The sequence below is a fragment of the Caldimonas caldifontis genome (assembly GCF_002930615.1).
Lineage (GTDB): Bacteria > Pseudomonadota > Gammaproteobacteria > Burkholderiales > Burkholderiaceae_C > Caldimonas > Caldimonas caldifontis.
Genome location: NZ_PSNX01000003.1, coordinates 87,587 through 109,891 on the forward strand (window position 1 = coordinate 87,587; position 22,305 = coordinate 109,891).

The 22,305-nt window shown below is 68.9% G+C and carries 20 protein-coding genes; 8 read left to right on the forward strand and 12 right to left on the reverse strand.

Features of this window, described 5'->3' with window-relative positions; all coding sequences use genetic code 11:
* Nucleotides 1-3: 3 nt before the first annotated feature.
* Complete coding sequence (locus tag C1704_RS03660) at nt 4-1,035, reverse strand: TRAP transporter substrate-binding protein (RefSeq protein WP_104301107.1); 1,032 nt, start codon at nt 1,033-1,035, stop codon at nt 4-6.
* Nucleotides 1,036-1,218: 183 nt separating this feature from the next.
* Between C1704_RS03660 and C1704_RS03665 the strand changes: the two genes are divergently transcribed.
* Nucleotides 1,219-1,941 (forward strand): FadR/GntR family transcriptional regulator, encoded by a 723-nt coding sequence (locus C1704_RS03665; protein WP_170064614.1) that lies wholly within the window; start codon nt 1,219-1,221, stop codon nt 1,939-1,941.
* 1 nt (nt 1,942) lies between these two features.
* Entirely contained in the window at nt 1,943-3,124 is a 1,182-nt protein-coding gene (locus tag C1704_RS03670; RefSeq protein ID WP_245876364.1) for a CynX/NimT family MFS transporter, read from the forward strand.
* Between the two features lie 10 nt (nt 3,125-3,134).
* On the opposite strand, the gene purB is transcribed toward C1704_RS03670, so the two are convergent.
* The 3 genes from purB to C1704_RS03685 form a co-directional block, all read right to left on the reverse strand.
* Nucleotides 3,135-4,502: an adenylosuccinate lyase gene (gene purB, locus C1704_RS03675; RefSeq protein ID WP_104301109.1), complete on the reverse strand. Its 1,368-nt coding sequence runs from the start codon at nt 4,500-4,502 to the stop codon at nt 3,135-3,137.
* A 69-nt stretch (nt 4,503-4,571) separates the two neighbouring features.
* Entirely contained in the window at nt 4,572-5,597 is a 1,026-nt protein-coding gene (locus tag C1704_RS03680; protein WP_170064615.1) for a M48 family metallopeptidase, read from the reverse strand.
* Nucleotides 5,584-6,867, reverse strand: coding sequence for a YjgN family protein (locus C1704_RS03685; protein ID WP_104301113.1), 1,284 nt, complete (start codon nt 6,865-6,867; stop codon nt 5,584-5,586). Before C1704_RS03685 ends, C1704_RS03680 begins: the two co-directional genes overlap by 14 nt.
* A gap of 132 nt (nt 6,868-6,999) precedes the next feature.
* Between C1704_RS03685 and C1704_RS03690 the strand changes: the two genes are divergently transcribed.
* The gene (locus C1704_RS03690) at nt 7,000-7,620 is read left to right on the forward strand and encodes a glutathione S-transferase N-terminal domain-containing protein (RefSeq protein ID WP_104301115.1); all 621 of its coding nucleotides are present in this window, start codon (nt 7,000-7,002) and stop codon (nt 7,618-7,620) included.
* 16 nt (nt 7,621-7,636) lie between these two features.
* Here the strand turns inward: C1704_RS03690 and C1704_RS03695 are convergent, their stop codons facing one another.
* Nucleotides 7,637-9,547, reverse strand: a complete 1,911-nt coding sequence (locus C1704_RS03695) for a sensor histidine kinase (protein ID WP_104301117.1) — start codon at nt 9,545-9,547, stop codon at nt 7,637-7,639.
* Between the two features lie 3 nt (nt 9,548-9,550).
* Nucleotides 9,551-10,216, reverse strand: coding sequence for a response regulator (locus C1704_RS03700; protein WP_245876365.1), 666 nt, complete (start codon nt 10,214-10,216; stop codon nt 9,551-9,553).
* Nucleotides 10,217-10,292: 76 nt separating this feature from the next.
* On the opposite strand from C1704_RS03700, the gene C1704_RS03705 reads away from it, so the two are divergent.
* The gene (locus tag C1704_RS03705; RefSeq protein ID WP_104301121.1) at nt 10,293-11,042 is read left to right on the forward strand and encodes a UPF0149 family protein; all 750 of its coding nucleotides are present in this window, start codon (nt 10,293-10,295) and stop codon (nt 11,040-11,042) included.
* A 4-nt stretch (nt 11,043-11,046) separates the two neighbouring features.
* On the opposite strand, the gene C1704_RS03710 is transcribed toward C1704_RS03705, so the two are convergent.
* On the reverse strand, nt 11,047-12,141 hold the full coding sequence (locus tag C1704_RS03710; RefSeq protein ID WP_104301122.1) for a tetratricopeptide repeat protein: 1,095 nt from the start codon (nt 12,139-12,141) through the stop codon (nt 11,047-11,049).
* Nucleotides 12,138-13,346: an alanine transaminase gene (gene alaC, locus C1704_RS03715; RefSeq protein ID WP_104301124.1), complete on the reverse strand. Its 1,209-nt coding sequence runs from the start codon at nt 13,344-13,346 to the stop codon at nt 12,138-12,140. Before alaC ends, C1704_RS03710 begins: the two co-directional genes overlap by 4 nt.
* 396 nt (nt 13,347-13,742) lie before the next feature.
* On the opposite strand from alaC, the gene C1704_RS03720 reads away from it, so the two are divergent.
* The 3 genes from C1704_RS03720 (at nt 13,743) to C1704_RS03730 (ending at nt 16,609) form a co-directional block, all read left to right on the forward strand.
* Nucleotides 13,743-14,681, forward strand: a complete 939-nt coding sequence (locus tag C1704_RS03720) for a porin (RefSeq protein WP_170064616.1) — start codon at nt 13,743-13,745, stop codon at nt 14,679-14,681.
* Between the two features lie 112 nt (nt 14,682-14,793).
* Nucleotides 14,794-15,432 carry an MBL fold metallo-hydrolase gene (locus C1704_RS03725; RefSeq protein ID WP_104301128.1) on the forward strand — a complete coding sequence of 213 codons (639 nt, stop codon included), beginning with the start codon at nt 14,794-14,796 and terminating at the stop codon, nt 15,430-15,432.
* 46 nt (nt 15,433-15,478) lie between these two features.
* Nucleotides 15,479-16,609, forward strand: a complete 1,131-nt coding sequence (locus C1704_RS03730; protein WP_104301672.1) for an AI-2E family transporter — start codon at nt 15,479-15,481, stop codon at nt 16,607-16,609.
* On the opposite strand, the gene C1704_RS03735 is transcribed toward C1704_RS03730, so the two are convergent.
* Together C1704_RS03735 and C1704_RS03740 are read right to left on the reverse strand one after the other, a co-directional pair.
* Nucleotides 16,564-17,457, reverse strand: a complete 894-nt coding sequence (locus tag C1704_RS03735) for a M48 family metallopeptidase (RefSeq protein ID WP_104301673.1) — start codon at nt 17,455-17,457, stop codon at nt 16,564-16,566. The genes C1704_RS03730 and C1704_RS03735 overlap by 46 nt on opposite strands.
* Before the next feature lie 62 nt (nt 17,458-17,519).
* Nucleotides 17,520-19,052: an MFS transporter gene (locus C1704_RS03740; RefSeq protein ID WP_104301130.1), complete on the reverse strand. Its 1,533-nt coding sequence runs from the start codon at nt 19,050-19,052 to the stop codon at nt 17,520-17,522.
* Nucleotides 19,053-19,152: 100 nt separating this feature from the next.
* On the opposite strand from C1704_RS03740, the gene C1704_RS03745 reads away from it, so the two are divergent.
* Nucleotides 19,153-20,886, forward strand: a complete 1,734-nt coding sequence (locus C1704_RS03745; protein WP_104301132.1) for a diguanylate cyclase domain-containing protein — start codon at nt 19,153-19,155, stop codon at nt 20,884-20,886.
* Between the two features lie 4 nt (nt 20,887-20,890).
* On the opposite strand, the gene C1704_RS03750 is transcribed toward C1704_RS03745, so the two are convergent.
* Nucleotides 20,891-21,790 carry a DMT family transporter gene (locus C1704_RS03750; RefSeq protein ID WP_104301134.1) on the reverse strand — a complete coding sequence of 300 codons (900 nt, stop codon included), beginning with the start codon at nt 21,788-21,790 and terminating at the stop codon, nt 20,891-20,893.
* Between the two features lie 55 nt (nt 21,791-21,845).
* Complete coding sequence (trxC, locus tag C1704_RS03755) at nt 21,846-22,265, reverse strand: thioredoxin TrxC (RefSeq protein WP_104301136.1); 420 nt, start codon at nt 22,263-22,265, stop codon at nt 21,846-21,848.
* Between the last annotated feature and the right edge of the window lie 40 nt (nt 22,266-22,305).

The window sequence follows — 22,305 nt, forward strand, 5'->3', positions numbered from 1 at the left end:
GCCCTACTTGCCGCCGTACTTCTCCAGCAGGTCGCGTGCATCCTGCAGCAGCGCCTTGCCGCTCGCGCCGCGCTTGTCGATGTCGGCCACCCACTCGTCATAGAGCGAGGCCGAAGCCGCGATCCAGTTCTCCAGCTCGCTGGCCGGCACGGTGTAGAAGGTGTTGCCGCGGTCCACCGCCGCCTTGCGGCCGGCGGCCTTGCTGTCGTCCCAGATCTGGCCGATCTGCTTCGACAGAGCCATGCCGCTGTTGCGGTCCACCACGGCCTTCAGGTCGGCCGGCAGGCTGTCGTACTTGGCCTGGTTCATGCCGAAGATGAACACGGCCGAATACAGCGCAGGCTTGGCCGGGTCGGTCTCGGAATGGAACTTCACCATCTCCTGCAGGCGCAGCGACGGCATCACCTCCCAGGGCAGCAGGAAGCCGTCGATCACGCCCTTGTTCACCGCCTCGGGGATGGCCGGCAACGGCATGCCCACGGGGGAAGCGCCAAGCTTGGTGAGCAGCTTGTTGGTCTGGCGCGTGGGCGCGCGCATCTTCAGCCCCTTGAAGTCCGCCAGGGTGCGCACGGGCCGCTCGCGGGTGTGCACATAGCCCTGGTCGTGCACCCACACGGCCAGGATCTTGGTGCCGGGAAATTCCTTGAGCGCGTGCTTTTGCAGATAGTCCCAGGCGGCCTGTGCGCCGGATTCGGCCGAGCGGGTCATGAAGGGCAGCTCGAACACCTCCATCATCGGGAAACGCCCCGCGGTGTAGCCCGGCAGGGTGATGGTGAGGTCGGTCACGCCATCGCGCACCTGGTCCACCAGCTGGGGTGGCGTGCCGCCCAGCGACATGGCAGGGAAGATCTGGCACTTCAGGCGGTTGTTCGATTCGGCCGCGACCTTGTCGCACCAGGGCGTGATGACACGCTGCGAGGCCATGGCCTGCGTGTTCCAGATGTGGTGGAACTTGAGCGTGACCTCCTGCGCCCCGGCCGTCATCGCCAGGCTGGCGGCCGCAGCCGCCAGGCTGCATTGGATCCAGGTTTTCATGGGGTGTCTCCTGTCGGATGGGAATGCCGCATCGTAGGCCTGCACCGCCCCCGGCACACTGGGACAAACCGGGAGAGCCGCCACGATCGGTGCGAATGGCGCCAGTCCCACACGGCAAGGTTGGACAGCTTTGCGCCACGTCATCTGCAGCCGTGGCGACAGCGGCCTACAATCATCCGATGAATGCCTGACCCGCTGATGGACACCGCACCCACCCCTCGTCGATCGCTCGTGGATGTGGCCGTTGACGCGATGCGCCAGCGGCTGGAGCGCGGTGCCTGGCGCGTGGGCGAGCGCATCCCCATCGAGCCCGAGCTCGCCGCCGAGCTCGGCGTGAGCCGCAACACCGTGCGCGAGGCCGTGCGCGTGCTGGCCTTCAGCGGCGTGCTGGAAGTGCGTCAGGGCGATGGCACCTACGTGCGCTCGGCAGTGGACACCACCGACATGGCCCAGGGCCTGAGCGGCGCTTCGCTGCGCGAGCACCTGGAAGTGCGCGCGATGCTGGAGGTGGAGGCTGCCCGGCTGGCCGCGCAGCGCCGCACGCCCGAAGACCAGGAGCGCATCTTCGCCGCCCTGGCCCTGCGCGGCGAGCGCCCCGACAAACGGCGCAAGGACGTCTTCATCGAGCACGACCTGGCCTTCCACCGTGCCGTCGTCGATGCGGCGCACAACCCGGCACTGGGCAAGCTCTATGGCTTCTTTGCGCGCGCCGTGCGGGCCACGCTGAAAGGCATGATGGCGCGCCCCGACCTGCCCGAGCCCGATTACGCGGCCCACGCAGCGGTGGCCGAGGCCATCGCCCGGCGCGATCCCGAAGGCGCCGCCCAGGCCGCCCGCGAACTGCTCCAGCCCATCCTCGACGCCCTCGACCCCCTGCCCCCGCCACCGACGGCCCCGGAAGCCTGAGTTGACCGCTGCCTCCCGCCCCGCCTCGTCCGCAGGCCTGCTCATTGCCGGCCTGGTCCTCGTCTCCCTCAACCTGCGCCCGGCGCTGTCCAGCGTCTCCCCGGTGCTGGCCTGGATCCAGGCCAGCCTGGGCCTGTCGGCCACCGCCGCGGGGCTGCTGACCACCCTGCCGGTGCTGTGCCTGGGCGTGTTCGCCCCGCTGGCGCCCCGCCTGGCCGCCCGCCTGGGGTCAGAGCGCACCATCTTCGTCGTGCTGCTGGTACTGGCAGCCGGCACGGCCCTGCGCGCCGTGCTGGGCCCCACCGGACTGTTCCTCGGGGCCCTGCTGGCCGGTGCGTCCATCGGCGTCATCGGCGTGCTGCTGCCCAGCCTGATCAAGCGCGACTTCCCCCGGCACATCGGCACGATGATGGGGGTCTACACGATGGCCCTGTGCCTGGGTGCAGCCATCGCCGCCGGTGCCACGGTCCCGCTGATGGATGCTCTGGACGGGAGCTGGCGCGGCGCGCTGGCCGCCTGGGCCGTGCTCGCGGTGGCGGCTGCCGCGCTGTGGTGGCCGCAGGTACGCGGCCAGACCGGCGCCGCCCCGATGCCCCCTGGGGCGCCGCTCTGGCGCGACCGCCTGGCCTGGGCCGTGACGCTGTACATGGGCCTGCAGTCGGCCCTGGCCTATTGCGTGTTCGGGTGGCTGCCGCCCATCCTGATCGAGCGCGGCGTGGCGCCGCTGCAGGCCGGCCTGGTGGTATCGGTATCGGTGCTGGTGCAGCTCGTCACCGCCTTCACCGGCCCCTGGATCGCCATGCGCCTGGGGGCCGACCAGCGGCCCACCCTGCTGCTGATGCTGGGCCTGGCCCTGGTGGGCTGGCTGGGCTGCGTGGCCGGGCCGCTGGAAGGCCTGTGGCTGTGGGCCGTGCTGCAGGGCCTGGGGCAGGGCGGGCAGTTCAGCGTGGCGCTGCTGCTCATCGTGCTGCGCTCGCCCGATGCCCCCACGGCCGCGCGGCTGTCGGGCATGTCGCAGGGCGTGGGCTACACCCTGGCCTCGCTGGGCCCGCTGGCCCTGGGACTGAGCCACGACCTGCTAGGCGACTGGTCGGCCGCCGGGCCGCTGTTCACCGTGGTCACGCTGGCGGCCGCGGCGGCCGGCTGGTTCGCCGCGCAGAACCGCCTCATCGAGGCGCGCTGAATCCGCGCCTTCAGATGCGCCGCGCCAGCGCCTCGGCAATGCCGGTGTAGTTGGCCGGCGTCATCGCCAGCAGCCGGTCCTTCTCGGCCTGCGGCAGCTCCAGCGCCTGGATGAACTGCTGGAGGGCCTCGCGCGTGATGGCCTTGCCGCGCGTGAGCTCCTTCAGGCGCTCGTAGGGGTTGGGCAGCGCGTAGCGGCGCATCACTGTCTGGATGGGCTCGGCCAGCACCTCCCAGGCAGCGTCCAGGTCGGCCGCCAGGGCCTCGCGGTTCACCTCCAGCTTGCCCAGGCCGCGCGCGAGCGAGTCGTAGCCCAACACAGCGTAGCCCAGGGCCACACCCATGTTGCGCAGCACGGTGGAGTCGGTCAGGTCACGTTGCCAGCGGCTGATGGGCAGTTTCTGGCTCAGGTGGGTGAGCACCGCGCTGGCCAGGCCGAAGTTGCCCTCGGCGTTCTCGAAGTCGATGGGGTTGACCTTGTGCGGCATGGTCGATGAGCCGATCTCGCCAGCCTTGGTCTTCTGCTTGAAGTAGCCCAGGCTGATGTAGCCCCACACGTCGCGCGACCAGTCGATGAGGATGGTGTTGGCCCGCGTGACCGCATCGAAGAGCTCGGCCATGTAGTCGTGCGGCTCGATCTGGATGGTGTAGGGGTTGAAGACGAGTCCGAGCTGCTGCTCGACCACGCGGCGGCTGAAGGCTTCCCAGTCGTGCGTGGGATAGGCCGCCAGGTGGGCGTTGTAGTTGCCCACCGCGCCGTTCATCTTGGCCAGCAGCTTCACCTGCGCGATGCGCTCGCGCGCAGCGGCCAGGCGGGCCACCACGTTGGCCACTTCCTTGCCCACGGTGGTGGGGCTGGCCGTCTGGCCATGGGTGCGGCTGAGCATGGGCACGTCGGCCAGCCCGTGGGCGAGGGCCCGCAGGCTGGCGATCACGCCATCGAGTGCCGGCAGCAGCACCTGCTCGCGCGCCGCCTGGAGCATCAGCGCATGGCTGGTGTTGTTGATGTCTTCGCTCGTGCAGGCGAAATGCACGAACTCGCCGGCGGCCTGCAGCTCGGCCTGGCCTTCAAAGCGCGACTTGATCCAGTACTCGACCGCCTTCACGTCGTGGTTGGTGGTCTTCTCGATGTCCTTGATGGCCTGGGCGTCGGTCACCGAGAAGCCGCTCACCAGCGCACGCAGGTGGGCGCGGGCCCCGTCGCTCAGCGGCTTGAACTCGGCAAAGCCGGCGTCCGACAGCGCGATGAACCACTCGACCTCGACCTGCACGCGGCGGTGCATCAGGCCGAATTCGCTCAGCAGCGGTCGCAGCGCGGCCACCTTGGCGGCATAGCGGCCGTCGAGCGGCGACAGGGCGGTCAGGGCAGAGAGGTCCATGGCAGTCAGGCCGCAAGGGCCGATCGGGGGAAACCCGTGATTTTAGGCGTCCAGGCCGGACGCCGGGTCTCAACGTGCCGCCTCGCGAAAGACGGCGATGCGCTCGGCGTCCGCGGGATGGCTCGCGAAGGCGATGCCCAGCAGCGAGCGGTCGCGGCCGCCTTCCTTTGCGCCGATCTTCTCGAAGAAGCGCACCATGGCCAGCGGCGACAGGCCAGCAGCCCGCAGGATGCGGATGCTGGTGACATCGGCCTCGCGCTCGGCCGCACGAGAGTAGGCTGCCTGGCCCAGGATCACGGGCGCGGCCGCCAGCCAGCCGCTGAAGTCACCGAAGGCCACACTGGTGATCACCCCCAGCAGGCCGGTCTGCACCACCATGCGCATCCCGTGGCGGTGTTCGACATGACCCAACTCGTGCGCCAGCACGCCCACCACCACCTCGACGTCGCCTTCGACCAGCTTCACCAGCTCGTCGGTCATCACGATGATGCCGCCGGGCAGAGCAAAGGCGTTGGGGCCGATGCGGCTCTTGTGGAAGTGCACCCGGTAGGCAGGCGCCTGGCCGGCCGGATAGGCGGCCGCGACGGCGCCGTCGAAGGCGCGTTTCAAGGCCTCCTGCTGGACCATCGGCAAGGTACTGGGTTCGAGGATCTGCCCACCCAGGGTGTGCAGGGCCGATTCGCCCAGGCGCTGGTCGACCGAAGCCGGCACGAAGCTCAGCACCCCCCGGGCGGCCGCCGGCAGGCCCCACTGGTAGAGCGCACCGGCCAGCACCGCCAGCAGGGCCACGGCCACCAGCACGCCGCGCCAGCTCTGCTGGGCGCGTTCCACCAGAGAGCCGCGATGGCCGTGTCCGGCGCGCCAGGCATCGAAGGCCGCCGGATCGTAAGCCTGGAAGCTGGCGCCGTCGGCGACATGGACGATGCGCTGCCCATGCCGCGTGCGCTCGGGCCATTGCACCTGCGACAGCGGCACCACGCGGTCCAGCGTGTCGCCGCGCAGTTGCAGGCCTTGCGGCGTCAGCGATGCAAGCGCCTTCACCGGCCGCGCCGAACGGCCGTCGAAATAGTCACCGGCAAGCTCAGAAACCGACATCGATGCCCATGAGTTCGTCGCCCATGTCGGCTGCCGCATCGCCGGCCTTGGGACGGATGGCCATGACCAGGTCGTCGAGATCGACGCGGCTGACCAGGGTGATGGCCTCCAGGCGCATGCGGCGGTTGGCGACCGCCGCCCAGGGCCAGTACAGACCCAGCGTGAGGAGCACCAGCAGGTAGTTCTTGATCTGCAGGCCCAGGTAGCGAGCGAACCTGAGTTCGCTGCGGAAGCGCAGGTAGCGGTTGCCGGTCTTGGTCCACACGAGGTTCTGCATGCGCACGGTGAAGTAGGGCAGCACCACGATGTAGAAGTACAGGCCGCCCACGATGAAGAGGATCCCGAACAGCATCATGAGCAGGAGGATCATCGGCGTACCGCCATCCAGTCCTGGAATGCCACCATGAAGCACGGCGACGACCCCTGCGGCCAGGACAGCCGGCAGCAGGAACAGCCCGAGGGTGCGCAGGACCACCCCGTACACCGGCATCGGTCCGACACGCAGTTCCGACTGGAGCTGCCCCAGCCGGTAGTGGTTGTGCTGGTACTTCTTGAGGCGCCAGTAGAAGTAGGGCAGGGTGACCAGGAAGAGGCCCAGGGCCGCGGCCATCATCAGGAGCCACGGCGCGACCCCGCTGGTGAGTGGCGCAGCTGATGCGGGGTCGTCGGAGACCGTGTCGGCATAGGCCACCAGCGCCAGCGGAATGAGCGACAGCGCCAGCGGCACCGCCAGCACCTGGTAGGCCTCGGCCGTGCCACCGCCAAAGCCGAAACGCATGCCGCGCCAGCTGGTGTGGGCCGTGCGGAACTGCAACGCCGCGCGCAGCAGCGGGGGCCACAGGGCGCTGACCAGCACGGCCCCGATCAGCCCCGCCAGCGGCGAATAGTCCAGCGCCTGCGAGTAGACAAGGAAGAGCAGGCCCGCCAGGGCCGAGCCGCGCAGCATCTTCTTGGGCTCGCCGTGAAAGTCCAGCGCATGGCCGGCAACGAGGGTGTTGCCATAGAAGTAGCGCAAGCGCCGCACCTTCGCCCACGGGTAGTAGATCCCCAGCGTGACCAGCGTGAGCAGCAGGTTGACGATCCAGATGCGGAAGTATTCGCTGCCCGAGCCGGTGAATTCGATGGGCACATGATGGGCCTGGTCGGGGTGCAGCAGGCGGGAGAAGATGCTGTTGGAATTGCGATCGCCGCCCATGGCGGTGACGACGCCGCTCAGCTTGCCGCTGTCGACAAGGTTGCCCGGCACCGGGCCTGGGGTGTTGGTATGCATCTGTGATCCTCCAGGCGCTCAGCAATCCCACACACCGTGGCCTGGCGCCTCCCTGTTTGAGGGGGACTGTAGCACCTCCCTCGGCAGGCGGCTGGCTAGAATCGTTCGCAGTTCGTTTGACCTGGAACCCCCATGAAACTGATCGGATCGCTCACCAGCCCCTATGTGCGCAAGGTGCGTATCGTGATGGCCGAAAAGAAGCTCGACTATCGCCTGGAGCTGGAGGACGTCTGGTCGGCCGACACACGCATCATGGCGTCCAACCCCTTGGGCAAGGTTCCCTGCCTCGTGATGGAAGGCGGTGAGGCCGTGTTCGACTCGCGCGTGATCGTCGAGTATGTGGACACCCTGTCGCCGGTGAGTCGCCTGATCCCGGCGTCGGGGCGCGAGCGTGCCGAAGTGCGCACCTGGGAAGCCCTGGCCGATGGCCTGCTGGATGCCGCGATCGCCGCGCGCCTGGAGCTCACCTGGCCGGGGCGCACCGACGCTCAGCGCTGCACAGCCTGGGTGGACCGTCACCTGGCCAAGATCCATGCGGCGCTCAAGGCGATGAGCCTCGGCCTGGGCGAAAAGACCTGGTGCTCAGGCATCCACTTCTCGCTGGCCGATATCGCGGTGGGCGTGGCCGTGGGCTACCTCGACTTCCGTTTCCCGCAGATCGACTGGCGCGACCCTTACCCCAACCTCGCCCGCCTGCACGAGAAGCTCGCCCAGCGCCAGAGCTTCATCGACACCGCGCCGCCGACGGCCTGAGGTCGCGCGAGCGCCGTCATACGACGGCGCCGCCCAGCGCCGGGCTCACCGCAGCGTCACAAGGCAGTGGCACCGGAAAACGCAGGTCCACGCACCAGCCTTCGGGATGAGGCCCCACCTCGACCTCCCCCCCAAGCAGAGACGCCCGGCGCTGCATGTTCGCCATGCCGCGCTTGCCCCCCTGCAGACTCAGTGGGCCGGGCTGTCCAGTGCCTGCCCGCTGGACCATGCCGTTGTCCAGCACGGTGATGCGCAGGGTCTCCCCCTCGCGGGCCAGGGTCAGCCAGACCACCGTGGCCTGCGCATGCTTGATGATGTTGGTGAAGGCCTCGCGCACGATGCGCAGGATCTGCAACGTGTGTCCGGCCGGCAGCCGGGCCTCCAGCGCATCGTCATGCACGTTCCACACGAGGCGGATGCCCGCGGCGCGCAAGGAGGGCTCCAGCCGGAAGCGCATCTCGGCCAGGGACTCGCCCAGGCTGTGCTGCTCGGACTCCAAAGAATCGAGTGTGATGCGCAACTCGGTGAGGCAGTCGTCCAGGGCCATGCGAAGCTCCTGCAGGGCGGTGGCCTCGCCCGTCGGGGCCGGCATCTGCTGGACCAGCGCGATGGCACTGACCAGGCGACCTCCCAGGCCATCGTGCATGTCGCGCAGCAGGCGGTCGCGCTCGGCGGCCACGGCCTGCTGGCGATCGGAATCGCGGCGTTCCAGATAGATGCGTTCGAGTTCACGCTCCTTGGCTTCCAGCGCGGCCTGCAGCCGGCGCGTCGCTTCGCGCTGTGCCGCCAGGCTGCGGGCATAGTCCTCGACGAGTTGCCACACCATCACCAGCATCAGCGCGAGGATGGCGTAGCGCGTCCAGGTATAGGCTTCGTAGTCGCGCAACACCCGGAAGGTGATCCAGTCGCGCAGGCCGAACACCCCGCCCGTGAGCGCTGCGGCCAGCAGCAGCCAGCCGGTGCGTGAATGCTGGGCCAGGGCATGCCGGCCGAGGAAGCTGGCCGTGACCACGGTGACCACCAGGGCCATGAGCAGATGCATGGTACGCAGCACCGGGAGGTTGAACCAGGCGTTGGCCAGCGACAGCGTGAGAGCTGCAGCCACGAACGCAGCGATCCAGCGGCGAGCCGTCGGGCTGTCGCGCTGCACCAGCATCAGCAGGAACATGCCCATGCAGGCCACGAAGAGCGAGTACGACAGCTCGAACATCCAGTGCAGCACAGCCGCCCAGGGACCGGGATCGTGCAGGTGCAAGGCGCTGACCCGCCAGGCCCAGATCAGGTTGCCCAGGCCAAACCAGCCATAGACCATCTGCCGCGTGCGCCAGGCCACCAGCAGGGCCAGGGCCCCCAGCGTGGCGCTGGTGCTGGTGAGCACCCAGGCGCCGCGCACCTGCAGGTTCATGGCCCATTCATACATGGGCTCGAGCCCGGCGGCCGGCCCCACCCAGACGCTGGACAGCCCTGCCTCGCGGCGAGGTTCGCCGATCACGTCGATCACCAGCTCGTTGTCCGTGGCGCGGACCAGGTGGCGTGGCAGCCGCAGCAGGTGGGGCTCCTGACCGTAGTTCGGCAAGGGCCGACGCAGCTCGCCGACGGACAGGACGGGTTCCCCATTGAACTGCACCCGAAAGACATTGCCGACACGGCGCAGGAACAGGGCCGGTTGCTCCGTGGCCAGGGCGTCGTCCGGCAGCGCGATGCGGTAGCTGGCGCGGCCGTCCCGCGAAGGCGCCGTGTGCTCCCAGGCATCGGGCAGGCTCACCGTCTTGGTGGGAGCACCGGGCTGGGTGTGATCGGTCAGGACGGCCTCGGTGAGGCGCTGCACCCTGGGTTCGGGCGTCGAGGCGGACAGCCCACCGGCCACAGCGGCAGCCACAGCCAGGCAAGCCAGGCCGCACAGCCAGCGGCGCTGCCCAGGCTGCATGGCTCAGCTCGTCAGACCCAGCATGGATCGCTGGCCGACTTGCAGCTTGGCGTACACCGCGCGCACATGCGTGGCCACGGTGTGGGCCGACATCATCAGGCGCTCCCCCACCTCCTCGGCCAGATAGCCCTGGGCCACCAGGCGCAGCACGGCATGCTCGGGACGGCTGAGCTGGGGTTCCTCGGTCACCTGTCCATCAAAACCCGAGGGGCTGGCCTCGGGGCCGGCCGCGAAGCGCTTGAGCAGGTAGCGGGCGATGGCCGGCGAGATGGGCGATTCACCGTCGGCGGCGCGCTGCACCGCATGGATGAGGTCGCGGTCGGCGCACCCCTTGAGGAAGTAGCCATCGGCACCGGCCTCGATCGCATGGATCACCTTGGCCTCGTCACCAAACACGGAATAGACGAGGATGTGCGGCCGCCACGGGCCTGAAATCTGGCTGATCTCGCGGATCAGGTCGGTGCCGTCGCCGTCCGGGAGACCCAGGTCGGACAGCAACACTTGCGGGCATCGTGAGGGAAGTTCCTCGCGCGCCACCGCCAGGCGGTCGGCATGGCCCACGCACTCGATGCCGTCGGCCTGGGCGAGGGCATCGAGCACATGGCGTGCGAGCAGAGGGTCGTCCTCGACCAGGTAGACGGTCAGCACAGGGAGTTCGGCTTGGGACAAGGGTCATCGATGGTACTGAACGAGTTCCCTGCGCCGCAGCCCCGCGGTTGGGGGGCGGTGCTGCGACAATCGCAACATGGCTGCCCCTTCCGCCCCCCTGACCGAAGCCGATCTCGACCGGCTGGAACAACTCCTGTCCTCGATGGCCGAGCGCGACGAGGCCGTGCCCGACCTCGAACAGCTCGACGGCTTCCTCACCGCCCTGGCCTGCGGGCCGCGGCGCATGACGCTCGAGGACGCATTGCCGGCCTTGCTCGGCGAAACGCCGGCCTTTGCCGACCTGGCGCAGCGCCAGGCCTTTCTCGATCTGGCGGGTCGTCGCGCCAGCGAAGTCCTGCGCGCCATCGATGCGCCGGTCCAGCGCCTGGACGACGAACGCGCCCTGAGCCCCCTGCTCACGGACTGGGAGGCCGTGCGCGAACACACCCCGCAAGCCGAGCGCGGCGCCCCCGAAGACTGGCCTCGCCTGGGCGCCGTCTGGGCGGGCGGCTTCCTGCAGTGTGTGGACGCCTTCGAGGACGACTGGCTGCTGGAGGCTGACGATCCTGGCAACGAATTCGTCGATGGCTGCCTGCAGCTCTTCGAGATCCTGGCCAGCGATGAGGCCGAGATGCCGCCGGAAGCCCGCGCGATGACCCCCGATGAGCGCCTCGCCGATGCGCTGTGGGCGGCTTACGACCTGCGCGACTTCTGGCGCGAGCGCGCCTCGCGCCAACCGGTGGCCACCGTGCGCAAGGCCGCCGAACCCGGCCGCAACGACCCCTGTCCCTGCGGCAGCGGAAAGAAGTACAAGAAGTGCCACGGCGCGCCCGGCGCCGCCGCCTGACGTCTCACGCAGTCCGCCGCAGCCACACCAGCCAGCCCGGCACCGGCTGGCGCTGGTCTTCGCGCAGGGCGTGCGGCTGCAGGTCGGTCACCTCGAAGCCGTGCTCGGCCGCGAGCCGCCTCAGGTAGTCTGGTGAATGGCCGTAGGTGAGGCTCGGGCGCAGCACGAAGTCACGTGAGGCATCGCCCTGCTCGGCCGAAAAGGCGAAGACGCCGCCGGGTTCGAGCACACGTCGCACGCCCGCGAACACCGGGGCCAGGTCACCGATGTAGATGAAGACATCGGCCGCCACGACGAGGTCGTAGCGTCGATCGGTCACCTGCAGCTGCGTCACGGCATCGGCCAGGAACACGTCACGGTACAGGCCGCGCTCACGCGCCTTGGCCACCATGCGTTCGGACAGGTCCACGGCATCGACGGCGCCAGCCAGCGGGGCCAGCAGCGGCGCACACAGGCCGGTGCCACAACCCAGGTCGAGCGCCTGACCGAATCGTTGCCCCTCGATCGGGCCGACCAGTCGCTGCGGCACGTCGTAGTGCAGCACCTCGACGAGGTGCTCGTCGAAGTCGTCGGCGTAGTCGTCGAAGAGGGTCTGCACATAGGCTGCCGGCGCCACCGCCGGCGGGGCCTTGCGGGCCGCCACCGAGGCCAGGAAGTAGCGCGTGGTATCCGAGTCGTCGCCCAGCGTGATCGCGCGCTCGAAAGCATCGGCCGCTTCTTCCGTGCGGCCGGCCAGCCGCAGGAGGCTGCCGCGCCGGCTCCAGGCCAAGGCACGGTTCGGGTCAAGCGCCAGGCAGCGGTCGTAGTCGGCCAGGGCTTCGTCGTGGCGATCGAGCTGCAGCAGCACTTCGCCGCGGCACAGCCAGGCCTCGGCGTCCTCGGGTTGCACGCGCACCAGTTCGTCGAAGGACTGCAGGGCGTCATCGAGGCGGCCCATACGACGGCGCACGGTGCCCAGGTTGCTCAGCGTGGAGGGGCGGCCCGGCACGAGCGTGAGCGACTCGGCGAAGGCGCGCTCGGCCTCGCCGAGGCGGCCGGCTTCCAGGTGGGCCAGGCCGTCGAAGAAGAGCGCCTTGGCGCGTTCGAAGGGGTCGCTCATGCAGGGGTCACTCCATCGGCCTTGAACATGGCCTTGATGCCGCGCACCGCCTGGCGGATGCGCGATTCGTTTTCGATGAGGGCAAAGCGCACATGGTCGTCACCGTGGTCGCCAAAGCCGATGCCCGGCGAGACGCAGACCTTGGCGCGCGCCATCAGTTGCTTGGAGAACTCCAGCGAGCCCAGCGTCCGGTAGCGCTCGGGGATGCGCGCCCAGATGTACATCGAGGCCTTGGGGGTCTCGACCGGCCAGCCCGCCTCGCGCAGGCCCTTGACCAGCACGTCGCGGCGGCGCTGGTATTGCGCGGCAATGTCCTTCACGCACTGCTGGTCGCCTTCCAGCGCGGCGATGGCCGCCACCTGCACGGGCGTGAAGCTGCCGTAGTCGTGGTAGCTCTTGATGCGGGCGAGTGCGGCCACCAGGTCGGCATTGCCCACCATGAAGCCCACGCGCCAGCCGGCCATGTTGTAGCTCTTGCTCAGCGTGAAGAACTCCACCGCCACGTCCTTGGCGCCGCTCACCTGCATGATGGAGGGTGCCTTCCAGCCGTCAAAGACGATGTCGGCATAGGCCAGGTCATGCACGACGAGGATCTCGTGCTTCTTGGCCAGCGCGATCACCCGCTCGAAGAAGTCGAGCTCCACGCATTGGGCGGTGGGGTTGCTCGGAAAACCCAGCACCATCATCTTGGGCTTGGGGTAGCTGCCGCGGATGGCGCGCTCCAGCTCGGCGAAGAAGTCCACGCCGGGCACCATGGGGACGGAGCGGATGTCGGCCCCGGCAATCACCGCGCCATAGATGTGGATGGGATAGCTCGGGTCGGGCACGAGCACCGTGTCGCCACGGTCGAGCGTGGCCAGCATCAGGTGGGCCAGGCCTTCCTTGGAGCCGATGGTGACGATGGCCTCGCGGTCGGGGTCGATGTCCACCCCGTAGCGGCCCTGGTACCAGTGGGCGATGGCCCGGCGCAGCCGCGGGATGCCCTTGGAAGCCGAGTAGCCGTGGGTGTCGGGTCGCTGGGCCACCTCGGCGAGCTTGGCCACGATGTGCGCCGGCGTGGCGCCATCGGGGTTGCCCATGCTCATGTCGATGATGTCCTCGCCGCGACGGCGGGCGGCCAGCTTGAGCTCGGCCGTGATGTTGAAGACGTAGGGAGGCAGGCGGTCGATGCGCGCAAAGCGGCGCTGACCCGGAGTGCTGGTCATGGGGAGACTTTCAACGTGAGCGCCCGGAACCGTCCGAGCGACGTGGGGCCGGCACAAGCACGCAGCCTTGCACGCATCCTAGCGCAATCTTGCGCACCCCGATCGCGGACCCGCAATGGAGCGTTGCGGATCCTGCAATGATGAGCCCGGCAGGCCAGGACATGAGCGTCCGACCCCTCGCAAACCCGCATGCGTGCTTGATGTGGGCCCCGGATGGGCCAGGCACGGTGCGTTCAAACCCACTGTGGCGGACATCGCAAACCCAGGCTTGACCCTAGGGTTTCTACCCAGTTGCGTCACGTCCGAATGGTTCACTTCGCCTGGCCCGTCGCTTCCCCCGCGACAGCCCGAGCGCCCCGGCGCCCGGAACGTCAACTCATCCCCGAGGTAGAAGACATGAAGAAATCGCTCATCGCACTTGCCGTGCTCGGCACGCTGGCCGCCACGGCCCAGGCCCAGTCCAACGTCACGCTCTACGGTCGCGTGGACCTGGGCGTCGCCCGCAACCTGGGTGACGACTACATGGTCATGCAAAACGGCTCCGGCAGCCGTCTGGGTGTGCGCGGCGTGGAAGACCTGGGCGGCGGCCTGAAGGCCCTGTTCAACATCGAGCACCGCTTCAATGCCGACACCGGCGCCGTGAACAGCACCAGCAGCTTCTGGAACGGCCGCTCGGTGGTGGGTCTGGAAGGCGGCTTCGGTCAGGTCGTGCTGGGCCGCGAGTACACGCCGGCACGCAACATCGCCAACCGTGCCGACCCCTGGGGCGGTGACACGGTGGCCCGCATGGAGCCCATCCTGTTCGGCGCCATCCTGCCCACTCGCCAGAACAACTCCATCACCTACACCTCGCCGAGCTTCAACGGCCTGCGCGCCCAGGCCCAGCTGACCATGGACGAAGTGCCCGGCAACGACAACAAGGCCTTCTATGGTCTGAACCTGAGCTACGGCGCCGGCCCGCTGTCGCTGGCCTACGGCTACGACAAGTCCGGTGTGGACGACAACACCTGGCATCTGGTCACGGCCGGCTATGACTTCGGCAGCTTCCGCCTGATCGGCGCCTACGGCCAGGGCACGCCCGAGGGCGTGGCTGCCGCTGACAAGCATCGCAGCTACATGATCGGTGCCACCGCGCCCGTGGGAGCCGGCGAAGTCAAGCTGGCCTACGGCAAGCTCGAAGCCGTCGATCCCGACCAGGATGTGTCCAGCAAATTCGCTGTCGGTTACCACTACGCCCTGTCCAAGCGCACCACGGTGTACTTCGACGTGGCCAATGACCGTGAACTGGCCGACAACAAGACCGGCTTCGACTTCGGCCTGAAGCACAACTTCTGATCGCACCTGTTGCAACTATCTCCTGGGGGTTCGCCCCCGCGAGATTTCAGGGCCCCTGTCCGCAGGGGCCCTTTTTTCATGGGGCGCCCGGCTTTCGGCTAAGGTTCGGTCCATGCTGCGCTACCACACCGTCCCTGTCACCCCCTTCCAGCAGAACTGCTCCATCGTCTGGTGCGACGACACGAAACGCGCCGCCATCATCGACCCCGGTGGCGACCTGCCGCAGCTGCTGGACGAGGTGGAGCGCCTGGGTGTGACACTGGAACAGATCTGGCTCACCCACGCCCACATCGACCATGCCGGGGCCACGGCCCAGCTGGCGCGCGAGCAGGGCCTCCCGATCATCGGCCCGCACGAGGGCGACCAGTTCTGGATCGATGCCCTGCCCCAGCAGGGCGCCATGTTCGGCTTCCCACCCAGCGAGCGCTTCACCCCCACGCGCTGGCTGCACGATGGCGACACCGTGACCGTCGGACACTGCACGCTGCAGGTGCGCCACTGCCCTGGCCACACGCCCGGCCATGTGGTGTTCTTCTCGCCCGAGGCCCGGCGCGCCTTCGTGGGCGACGTGCTCTTTGCCGGCAGCATCGGCCGCACCGACTTCCCCGGCGGCAACCACCAGGACCTGATCGACGCCATCACGCAGCGCCTGTGGCCCATGGGTGACGACGTGGTCTTCATCCCCGGCCACGGCCCCGAGAGCAGCTTCGGCCAGGAACGACGCACCAATCCTTTCGTGGGCGGAACCTGAACGAGGCCTCACAATCGGGCCCCTGTCCCGTGTGACGCGCCTCACCATGAACACCCCCGACCTGCACCGCAAGATCTTCCTCGGCCTGCTGGCGGCTGTGAGCCTGGCCTTCCTGGCCATCCTCTGGCCTTTCTACGGCGCAGTCTTCTGGGGCGCCATCCTCGCCCTGATCTTCATGCCCTTGCATCGCCGGTTGCTGGCGCGCATGCCGCGGCGGCGCAACCTGGCGGCGCTGGCCACGCTGTCGGTGTGCCTGCTGATCGTGGTCCTGCCGGTGGCGCTGATCTCGGCCTCGCTGGTGCAGGAGGCCGGCACGCTGGTGTCGAGGCTGCGTTCGGGCGACCTGAACTTCGGCAACTACCTGCAGCAGGTGCTCAGCGTGATGCCCCCCTGGGTCCTGGAGCTTCTGGAACGGGTCGGGCTGGACGACGTGAGTGCCGTGCAGGCCCGCCTGGCGACGATGGCCTCCCAACTCAGCCAGTTCGTGGCGACGCAGGCGCTGACGATCGGGCAGAACACCGTCCACTTCGTGGTGAGCCTGGGCATCCTGCTCTACCTGCTGTTCTTCCTGCTGCGTGACGGGCAGGAGCTGGCCTTGCGCATCCGGCAGGTCCTGCCCCTGGACGAAGCCCACAAGCGCGACCTGCTGGCCAAGTTCGCCACCGTCATTCGCGCCACCGTCAAGGGCAACGTCATCGTGGCCGTCACGCAGGGCGCGCTGGGTGGCCTGATCTTCTGGATCCTCGGCATCCAGGGTGCCGTGCTGTGGGCCACGCTGATGGCCTTTCTGTCTCTGCTTCCGGCTGTGGGGGCGAGCCTCATCTGGGGGCCCGTGGCGATCTACTTCCTGGCCACCGGCGCTTTGGTGCAGGCGGTGGTGCTGATCGCCTTCGGGGTGTTCGTGATCGGGCTCGTGGACAACCTGCTGCGCCCCATCCTGGTGGGCAAGGACACCAAGCTGCCCGACTACGTGGTGCTGATCTCGACGCTGGGGGGCATGTCGATCTTCGGCATCAACGGGTTTGTCATCGGCCCCTTGATCGCGGCGTTGTTCGTGGCCGTCTGGGACCTCTTCGCCGCCACCCGCGGCACGCCGCCGGACGGCGCGCCCAGCGAGGATGCGCCGCTGGCTCAGGCCGGCTCGAAGCGCCGCGGCGGCCGGGGGGCACGCTCGTAGAGCGGCAGCACCCGTGGCAGGACCGACTCGATCTCGCGGATGCGCGTCGTGCCCGCCGGGTGCGTGGACAGGAACTGCGGCGGCGCCCCTTTGCTGGCCTCCATCATCTTGTTCCACAGGCTCACACCTGCGCGAGGGTCGTAGCCGGTGCGCGCCCCCAGATCCAGCCCCACGAGATCAGCCTCGCTTTCATCCTCGCGGCTGAACTTCAAGGTGAGAAGCTGGGCTCCCATGCCCAGCACCATGTCGCCGGCACCGCCCAGCCCGAGCAGGCTGGACAGCAGGCTCGCCCCCACGCGGGTGGCCGCCGTCTTGCCCATGCGCTCGCGCGCGTGCTCCCGCAGCGCGTGGGCCATCTCATGGCCCATGATCATCGCCACCTCGTCATCGGTGAGCTTGAGCTGCTGCAAGATGCCGGTGTAGAAGGCGATCTTGCCGCCCGGCATGCAGAAGGCGTTGATCTGCTTCGAGCCGATCAGGTTGATCTCCCACTGCCATTGGCGCGACCGTGCGTTCCAGGGATGGGCATGCGGGATCATGCGATCGGCAATGAAACGCAGACGCACCACCTGGGGGTGCTGTGGTCCGGCCAGGGCCTTCTGGGCTTCGGCCTCGCGCATCATCTGGCGGTATTGCTGGGCCGCAGCCTGCTCCACCTGCTCGGCCGACACGACCCGTGCGAAGCCCGAGGTGCGTCCCACATCCACGCCTTCACGCGGGGGATTCTGCTGGGCCTGTGCAGGCACCACGGCGCCCAGGCCCGAGGACAGCAGCGCGCCGGTGAAGAGCCGGCGCCCGGGGTTGACAGGCGCCAGTCGTGCAGGCGCCGCCGCATTCACCGCGGCCATGGCCTGGCACAACGCGCAATGCGCGCGCTCGTTCAGCGAAGCATGCAGTGTGTCCATGATCGTCAGACCTCGTGTCGCTCCTGTTGTTCCAGCATCGTGCGCACGCGAAGCAGCAGCAAATAGGCCGGGAAGGACAGCCAGAAGGTCAGGAAGAAATAGGCCGCATAGCCCATCTCCTGCGCGCCGATGCCGCCCGCCCAGCCGGCCACGGCGCGGCTGAAGGCGAAGATGGACGAGAGGATCGCATACTCGGTGGTGGCCTTGGCGCGGCTGGTGATGGCCATCAGGAAGGCCAGGAAGGCCCCGGTGCCCAGGCCGCCGGTGAAGCTCTCCAGGGCGCTGGCGGCGTACACGGCCGCCTGGTGCACCAAGGGCAGGTCAACCGGCTGCACGATGCCATCGGCCCCCGGCAGCACGCGCGGCACGTACCAGGCCGCCGCGGCGTAGCCCAGGTTGGACAGCGCCTGCCACAGGCCCAGCACCCACAGGCCCTTGAAGATGCCAGCACGGTCCACGTACCAGCCCCCCACCAGCCCCCCGGCGATGGACAGCACGAGGCCGAGATTCACGCTGACCAGGCCGATCTGCTCGGCCGAAAAGCCGCTGTCCACCCAGAAGGGCTTGACCATGAAGCCCATGGCTGCATCGCCCAGCTTGAACAGCAGTATGAAAAGGATGATGCCGATCATGCCCCGGCGCGACAGCAGTTCCACCCAGGCGCCGAAGACCGGGCCGTTGCGCATCAGCTCCGCACGCGGACCGTTGGCGGCGGTGACCATCAGGCCGGCGCCGGCGAACATCAGCCCCACAGGAATGGCCCCGCGGAACCACCAGGTGTTGGCCACGGCCGCGATGTCCGTCCAGCCCAGCGTGCGCGAGAGCGGACCCAGCACCGGCCACAGCAGGCCGAGGAGCACCAGGCCCAGGGCCAGCACCCACAAGGGCTGGTCGCGCAGCAGCCGCAGTTCGGTGGCCACGCTGCCCGGCGGCGTGCCGGGGCGCTGGCCCTCGCGCGGGGCCAGCAGCACGATCAGGCCGTTGCACAGGAAAACGCCCGCCCCCAGCAGGTAGGCCATCGACCAGCCGAACCAGCCTGACACCATGAGCAGCACGCCGGCCGTCAGCATGCCCACGCGGTAGAAGCCGATGCGAAAGCCGTTGGCCAGGCCGTATTCCTTGCGGGTGAGCAACTCGATGGTGTAGCCGTCGGTGGCGATGTCGTTGGTGGCCGAGAGCATCGTGAACACCCCGATGGCCACCCACACCCAGGGACCGAAGCCCAGTTCGCTGGCGAACAGGCCCATCACCGCCGCCATGCCGAAGTTGGCGCCAGCAATCCACCAGCGGTGGCGGCGCGCCCAGTCCACCGCCGGCGCCCACAGGAACTTCACCGTCCAGGCCAGACCCAGCAGGCTGAGCAGACCGATGTCGGCCAGGCTCACGCCCTGCTGGCGGAAATGCACCGGGAAGATGTCGTAGAAGACCCCGAGCGGCAGGCCCTCGGAGAAGTAAAGCAGCGCCACCCAGAAGAGCTTGCGCTTGTAGACGGGGGTGAGCGTCTGCTCGCCGGATGCCGGCTTGGGGGTGTCGGTCATTCGCCCATTCTAGGGAGAGGCACGCCCGCCCCTGTGGGTCACAATGCGGTCCGTGGCCGACCGGCCGCACGGGCGGTCATGGTGGACCGCGGGTTCCAGCATGAAAATCGGCGCTCCCCTGTCCCTGCGTGCGTTGCTCACGATCCCCTACGTGAGCCTGGTCGTCGCCCTGGCGATGGCCATCGGCGCCCTGTCCTACCAGGCGGGACGCCAGGCCGTGGACACCGTGGCCGACCACCTGCTGCTGGAAACCGTGCACCGCATCGGCCAGGCCGTGGAGCGCCACGTGGTGGGCTCGGGCGCCGTGCTGGAGGCCGCCTTTCCCAACGGCATGGCGGCGCCCCGGTCGGTCGAGGAGGAATTCGACGCGCTGCGCACGCGCTTCTGGATCGCCACCTCCTTGCATCTCGACCCGAACAACTATGTCTATTACGGCAACCGCGAAGGCCAGTTCTTCGGCCTGTGGCGCTTCGACGAGCAGGAGGCCCAGCTGCGGCTGCGGCTCACCTCGGGCGTGCCGCGCACGCTCTACCGCTTCACGGGCATCCACGGTGAGCTGCGAGAGCCCCAGCTCGAAGAGCGGGTCTTCGAACCCCGCACCCGGCCCTGGTACCTCGCGGGGCGCGATGCATCCACCCACACCTGGACGTCGATCTACATCGACTTCCGCACCCAGAGCCTGGTGGCCACGCGCGCGCGCCGCGTGCTGCGTCCGGACGGCAGCATCGAAGGCGTGGTGGCCACCGACGTGGCGCTCAAGGGCCTGAACGACTTCGTGCGCAACCTCGACCTCACGCCCAACGGCTTCGCCTTCATCATCGAGCCCGACGGCCAGCTCATCGCGGCCTCCAACGCCCCCAACATCACGCAGGATGACGCCGGCGCGGCCGCTCGCCTGGCCGCGCGCGAGAGCGGCAACCCCTTGCTGGCGGCCACGTATGCCGAACTGAGTCCCTTGCTGGCCGACGCCAGCGCCGATGCACGGCCGCGCACGCGGCAGTTCGCGGCTCCCGACGGCCAGCTCATGCAGGCCGCCTTCTCGCGGGTGACCGACAGCGCCGGGCTGGACTGGTTCATCGTGGTGGCCGTGCCGCACAGCGACTTCATGCACGGCGTCACCGACAACGTCAAGCGCACCGTGATGCTGGGCGCCGCCGCCGCTGCCCTGGTGGTGATGGTGGGGCTGCTGATCCTGAGCTGGGTGGCGCGCGACCTGCGCCGGCTGTCACAGGCGGCGCGTGCCATCGGGGAAGGCGATCTCAACGTGCCGCTGCACATCCGGCGGCGCGACGAGATCGGCGACCTCGCGCGCAGTTTCGTCGTGATGCAGCACAAGCTGCGCACGGACCGTCTCACCGGCCTGGTCAACCGCGAAACCCTGCTGCGCCGGCTCGACGAACGCGTGGCCTTCCATCGGCGGGCCGAGGACCAGCGGCCCTTTGCCGTGCTCTTCATCGATCTCAACGGCTTCAAGGCCATCAACGACCGCCACGGCCATGACGTGGGCGACCGCGTGCTGGTGGCCCTGGGGCGCCGGCTGCGCCAGGGCATGCGCGAGGGCGACCTCGTGTCCCGCTATGCGGGCGACGAGTTCGTCGTTCTCGTCGAGCACGTGGCTCACCGCGAGGTGGCCGAGCAGGTGCGCGCCCATGTCGAGGCCCTGCTGCGCGAGCCGCCGGCCGATGACGTGGGGCTGGGCCCGAAAGCCACGCTGGACGTGGGCGGCGCCGTCGGCCTGGCCGTCTACCCCGACGATGGCCGCGACAGCGACAGCCTGCTGCAAAGCGCCGATCGGGACATGTACGAGCGCAAGCGCCGCGACCGCTGCTCCTGACGGATCAACGCCGGTTGACCAGCCAGATCCCCACCGCCACGCCGCACAGGGCCAGCGCAAGACGCAAGGTGATCGCCTCGCCCAGCAGCAACCAGCCCATCAGCAGACCGAACAGCGGGGTGAGAAAGGTGAAGGACGCCAGCCGCGTGGCCGGGTAGTGTCGGATCAGCCAGAACCACACCAGGTAGCTGGCAAACGCCACGACCACCGCCTGGAAGAACATCGAGGCCCACAGGGTCGCCGTCCAGTCGAAGGCCCACGACTCCCCGGTGAGGGGCGACAGCACCGTCAGCACCACGCCCGACACGGCGAGCTGATAGAACAGCGTCTTCTCCGGCGACGCCGTGCTCAGGCGCGTGGCACGGATGGCCAGGGTGGTGGCGCCCCACAGCAGCGCGGCCAGCACCGCCAGGGCGTCGCCCAGCCATTGCGTGGACCCGGCCGGCGCGGCCGCACCGCTGAACCCTTCACTGAACGCCAGCACCACGGCCAGGAAGCCCAGCCCCAGGCCCATCATCTGGCGCGGCGACAAGCGCTCGGAGGCGCTGATGAAGGGCATGCCGGCCGCCACCACGAAGGGCGACAGGTAGAGCAGCACCACCAGCCGCGAGGCCGCCGTGTGGCCCAGGCCGATGTAGATGCAGACGAACTCGGCCGCGAAGAGCGCCCCGGCCAGCAGCCCTGGCCCCGCCGTTCCGTCGCGCGAGAAGAGGGGGATGCCGCGCCATGAGGCCCAGGCCCACACCAGCAGCGCCGCCACACCCGAGCGCAGCGCCGCCTGCGCGATGGGCGGCATCAACGGCAGCGTGGCCTTGACGACGATCTGCTGCAGGCCCCAGAGCAGGCAGCAGCCCAGCAACAGGGTGACGGCACGGGAGTCCAGGTGGGCGCGGCGTTCAATCATCCGATGATTGTGCCGCCTTCCGGGGCGCCGTGCTCAGGCGGCGCCGGGGCGAGGGTCACCCGGCCTGCAGCCAGCGCACCAGCTCGCGCGCGCCCATCGCGCCAGACACCCGCCGTTGCTCCTGCCCCCCTTGCAGCAGGACCATCGTCGGGATGCTGCGGATGCGGTGGCGCACCGAGGTCTTGGGGTTGTCGTCGCTGTTGACCTTGGCGAAGAGCACGCGCCCCCCCAGCTCACGGGCGGCCTGCTCGAACTGCGGCGCCATCATCCGGCACGGCCCGCACCACGGTGCCCAGAAGTCCACCACCACGGGCAGCTCGGTGCGGGAGACCACTGCATCGAAGTTGGCGTCGGTCAGCACGACCGGCTCGTCGGGGGTCAGGCTGCGCTTGCACTGGCCGCACACCGGCCCATCGGCCAGGCGCTCGTCGGGCACGCGGTTGAGGGTCTGGCAATGGGGACAGGCGATGAGCATGGCAGGCTCCGGGAGTGGTCTGCCACCACAGATGGCGTTG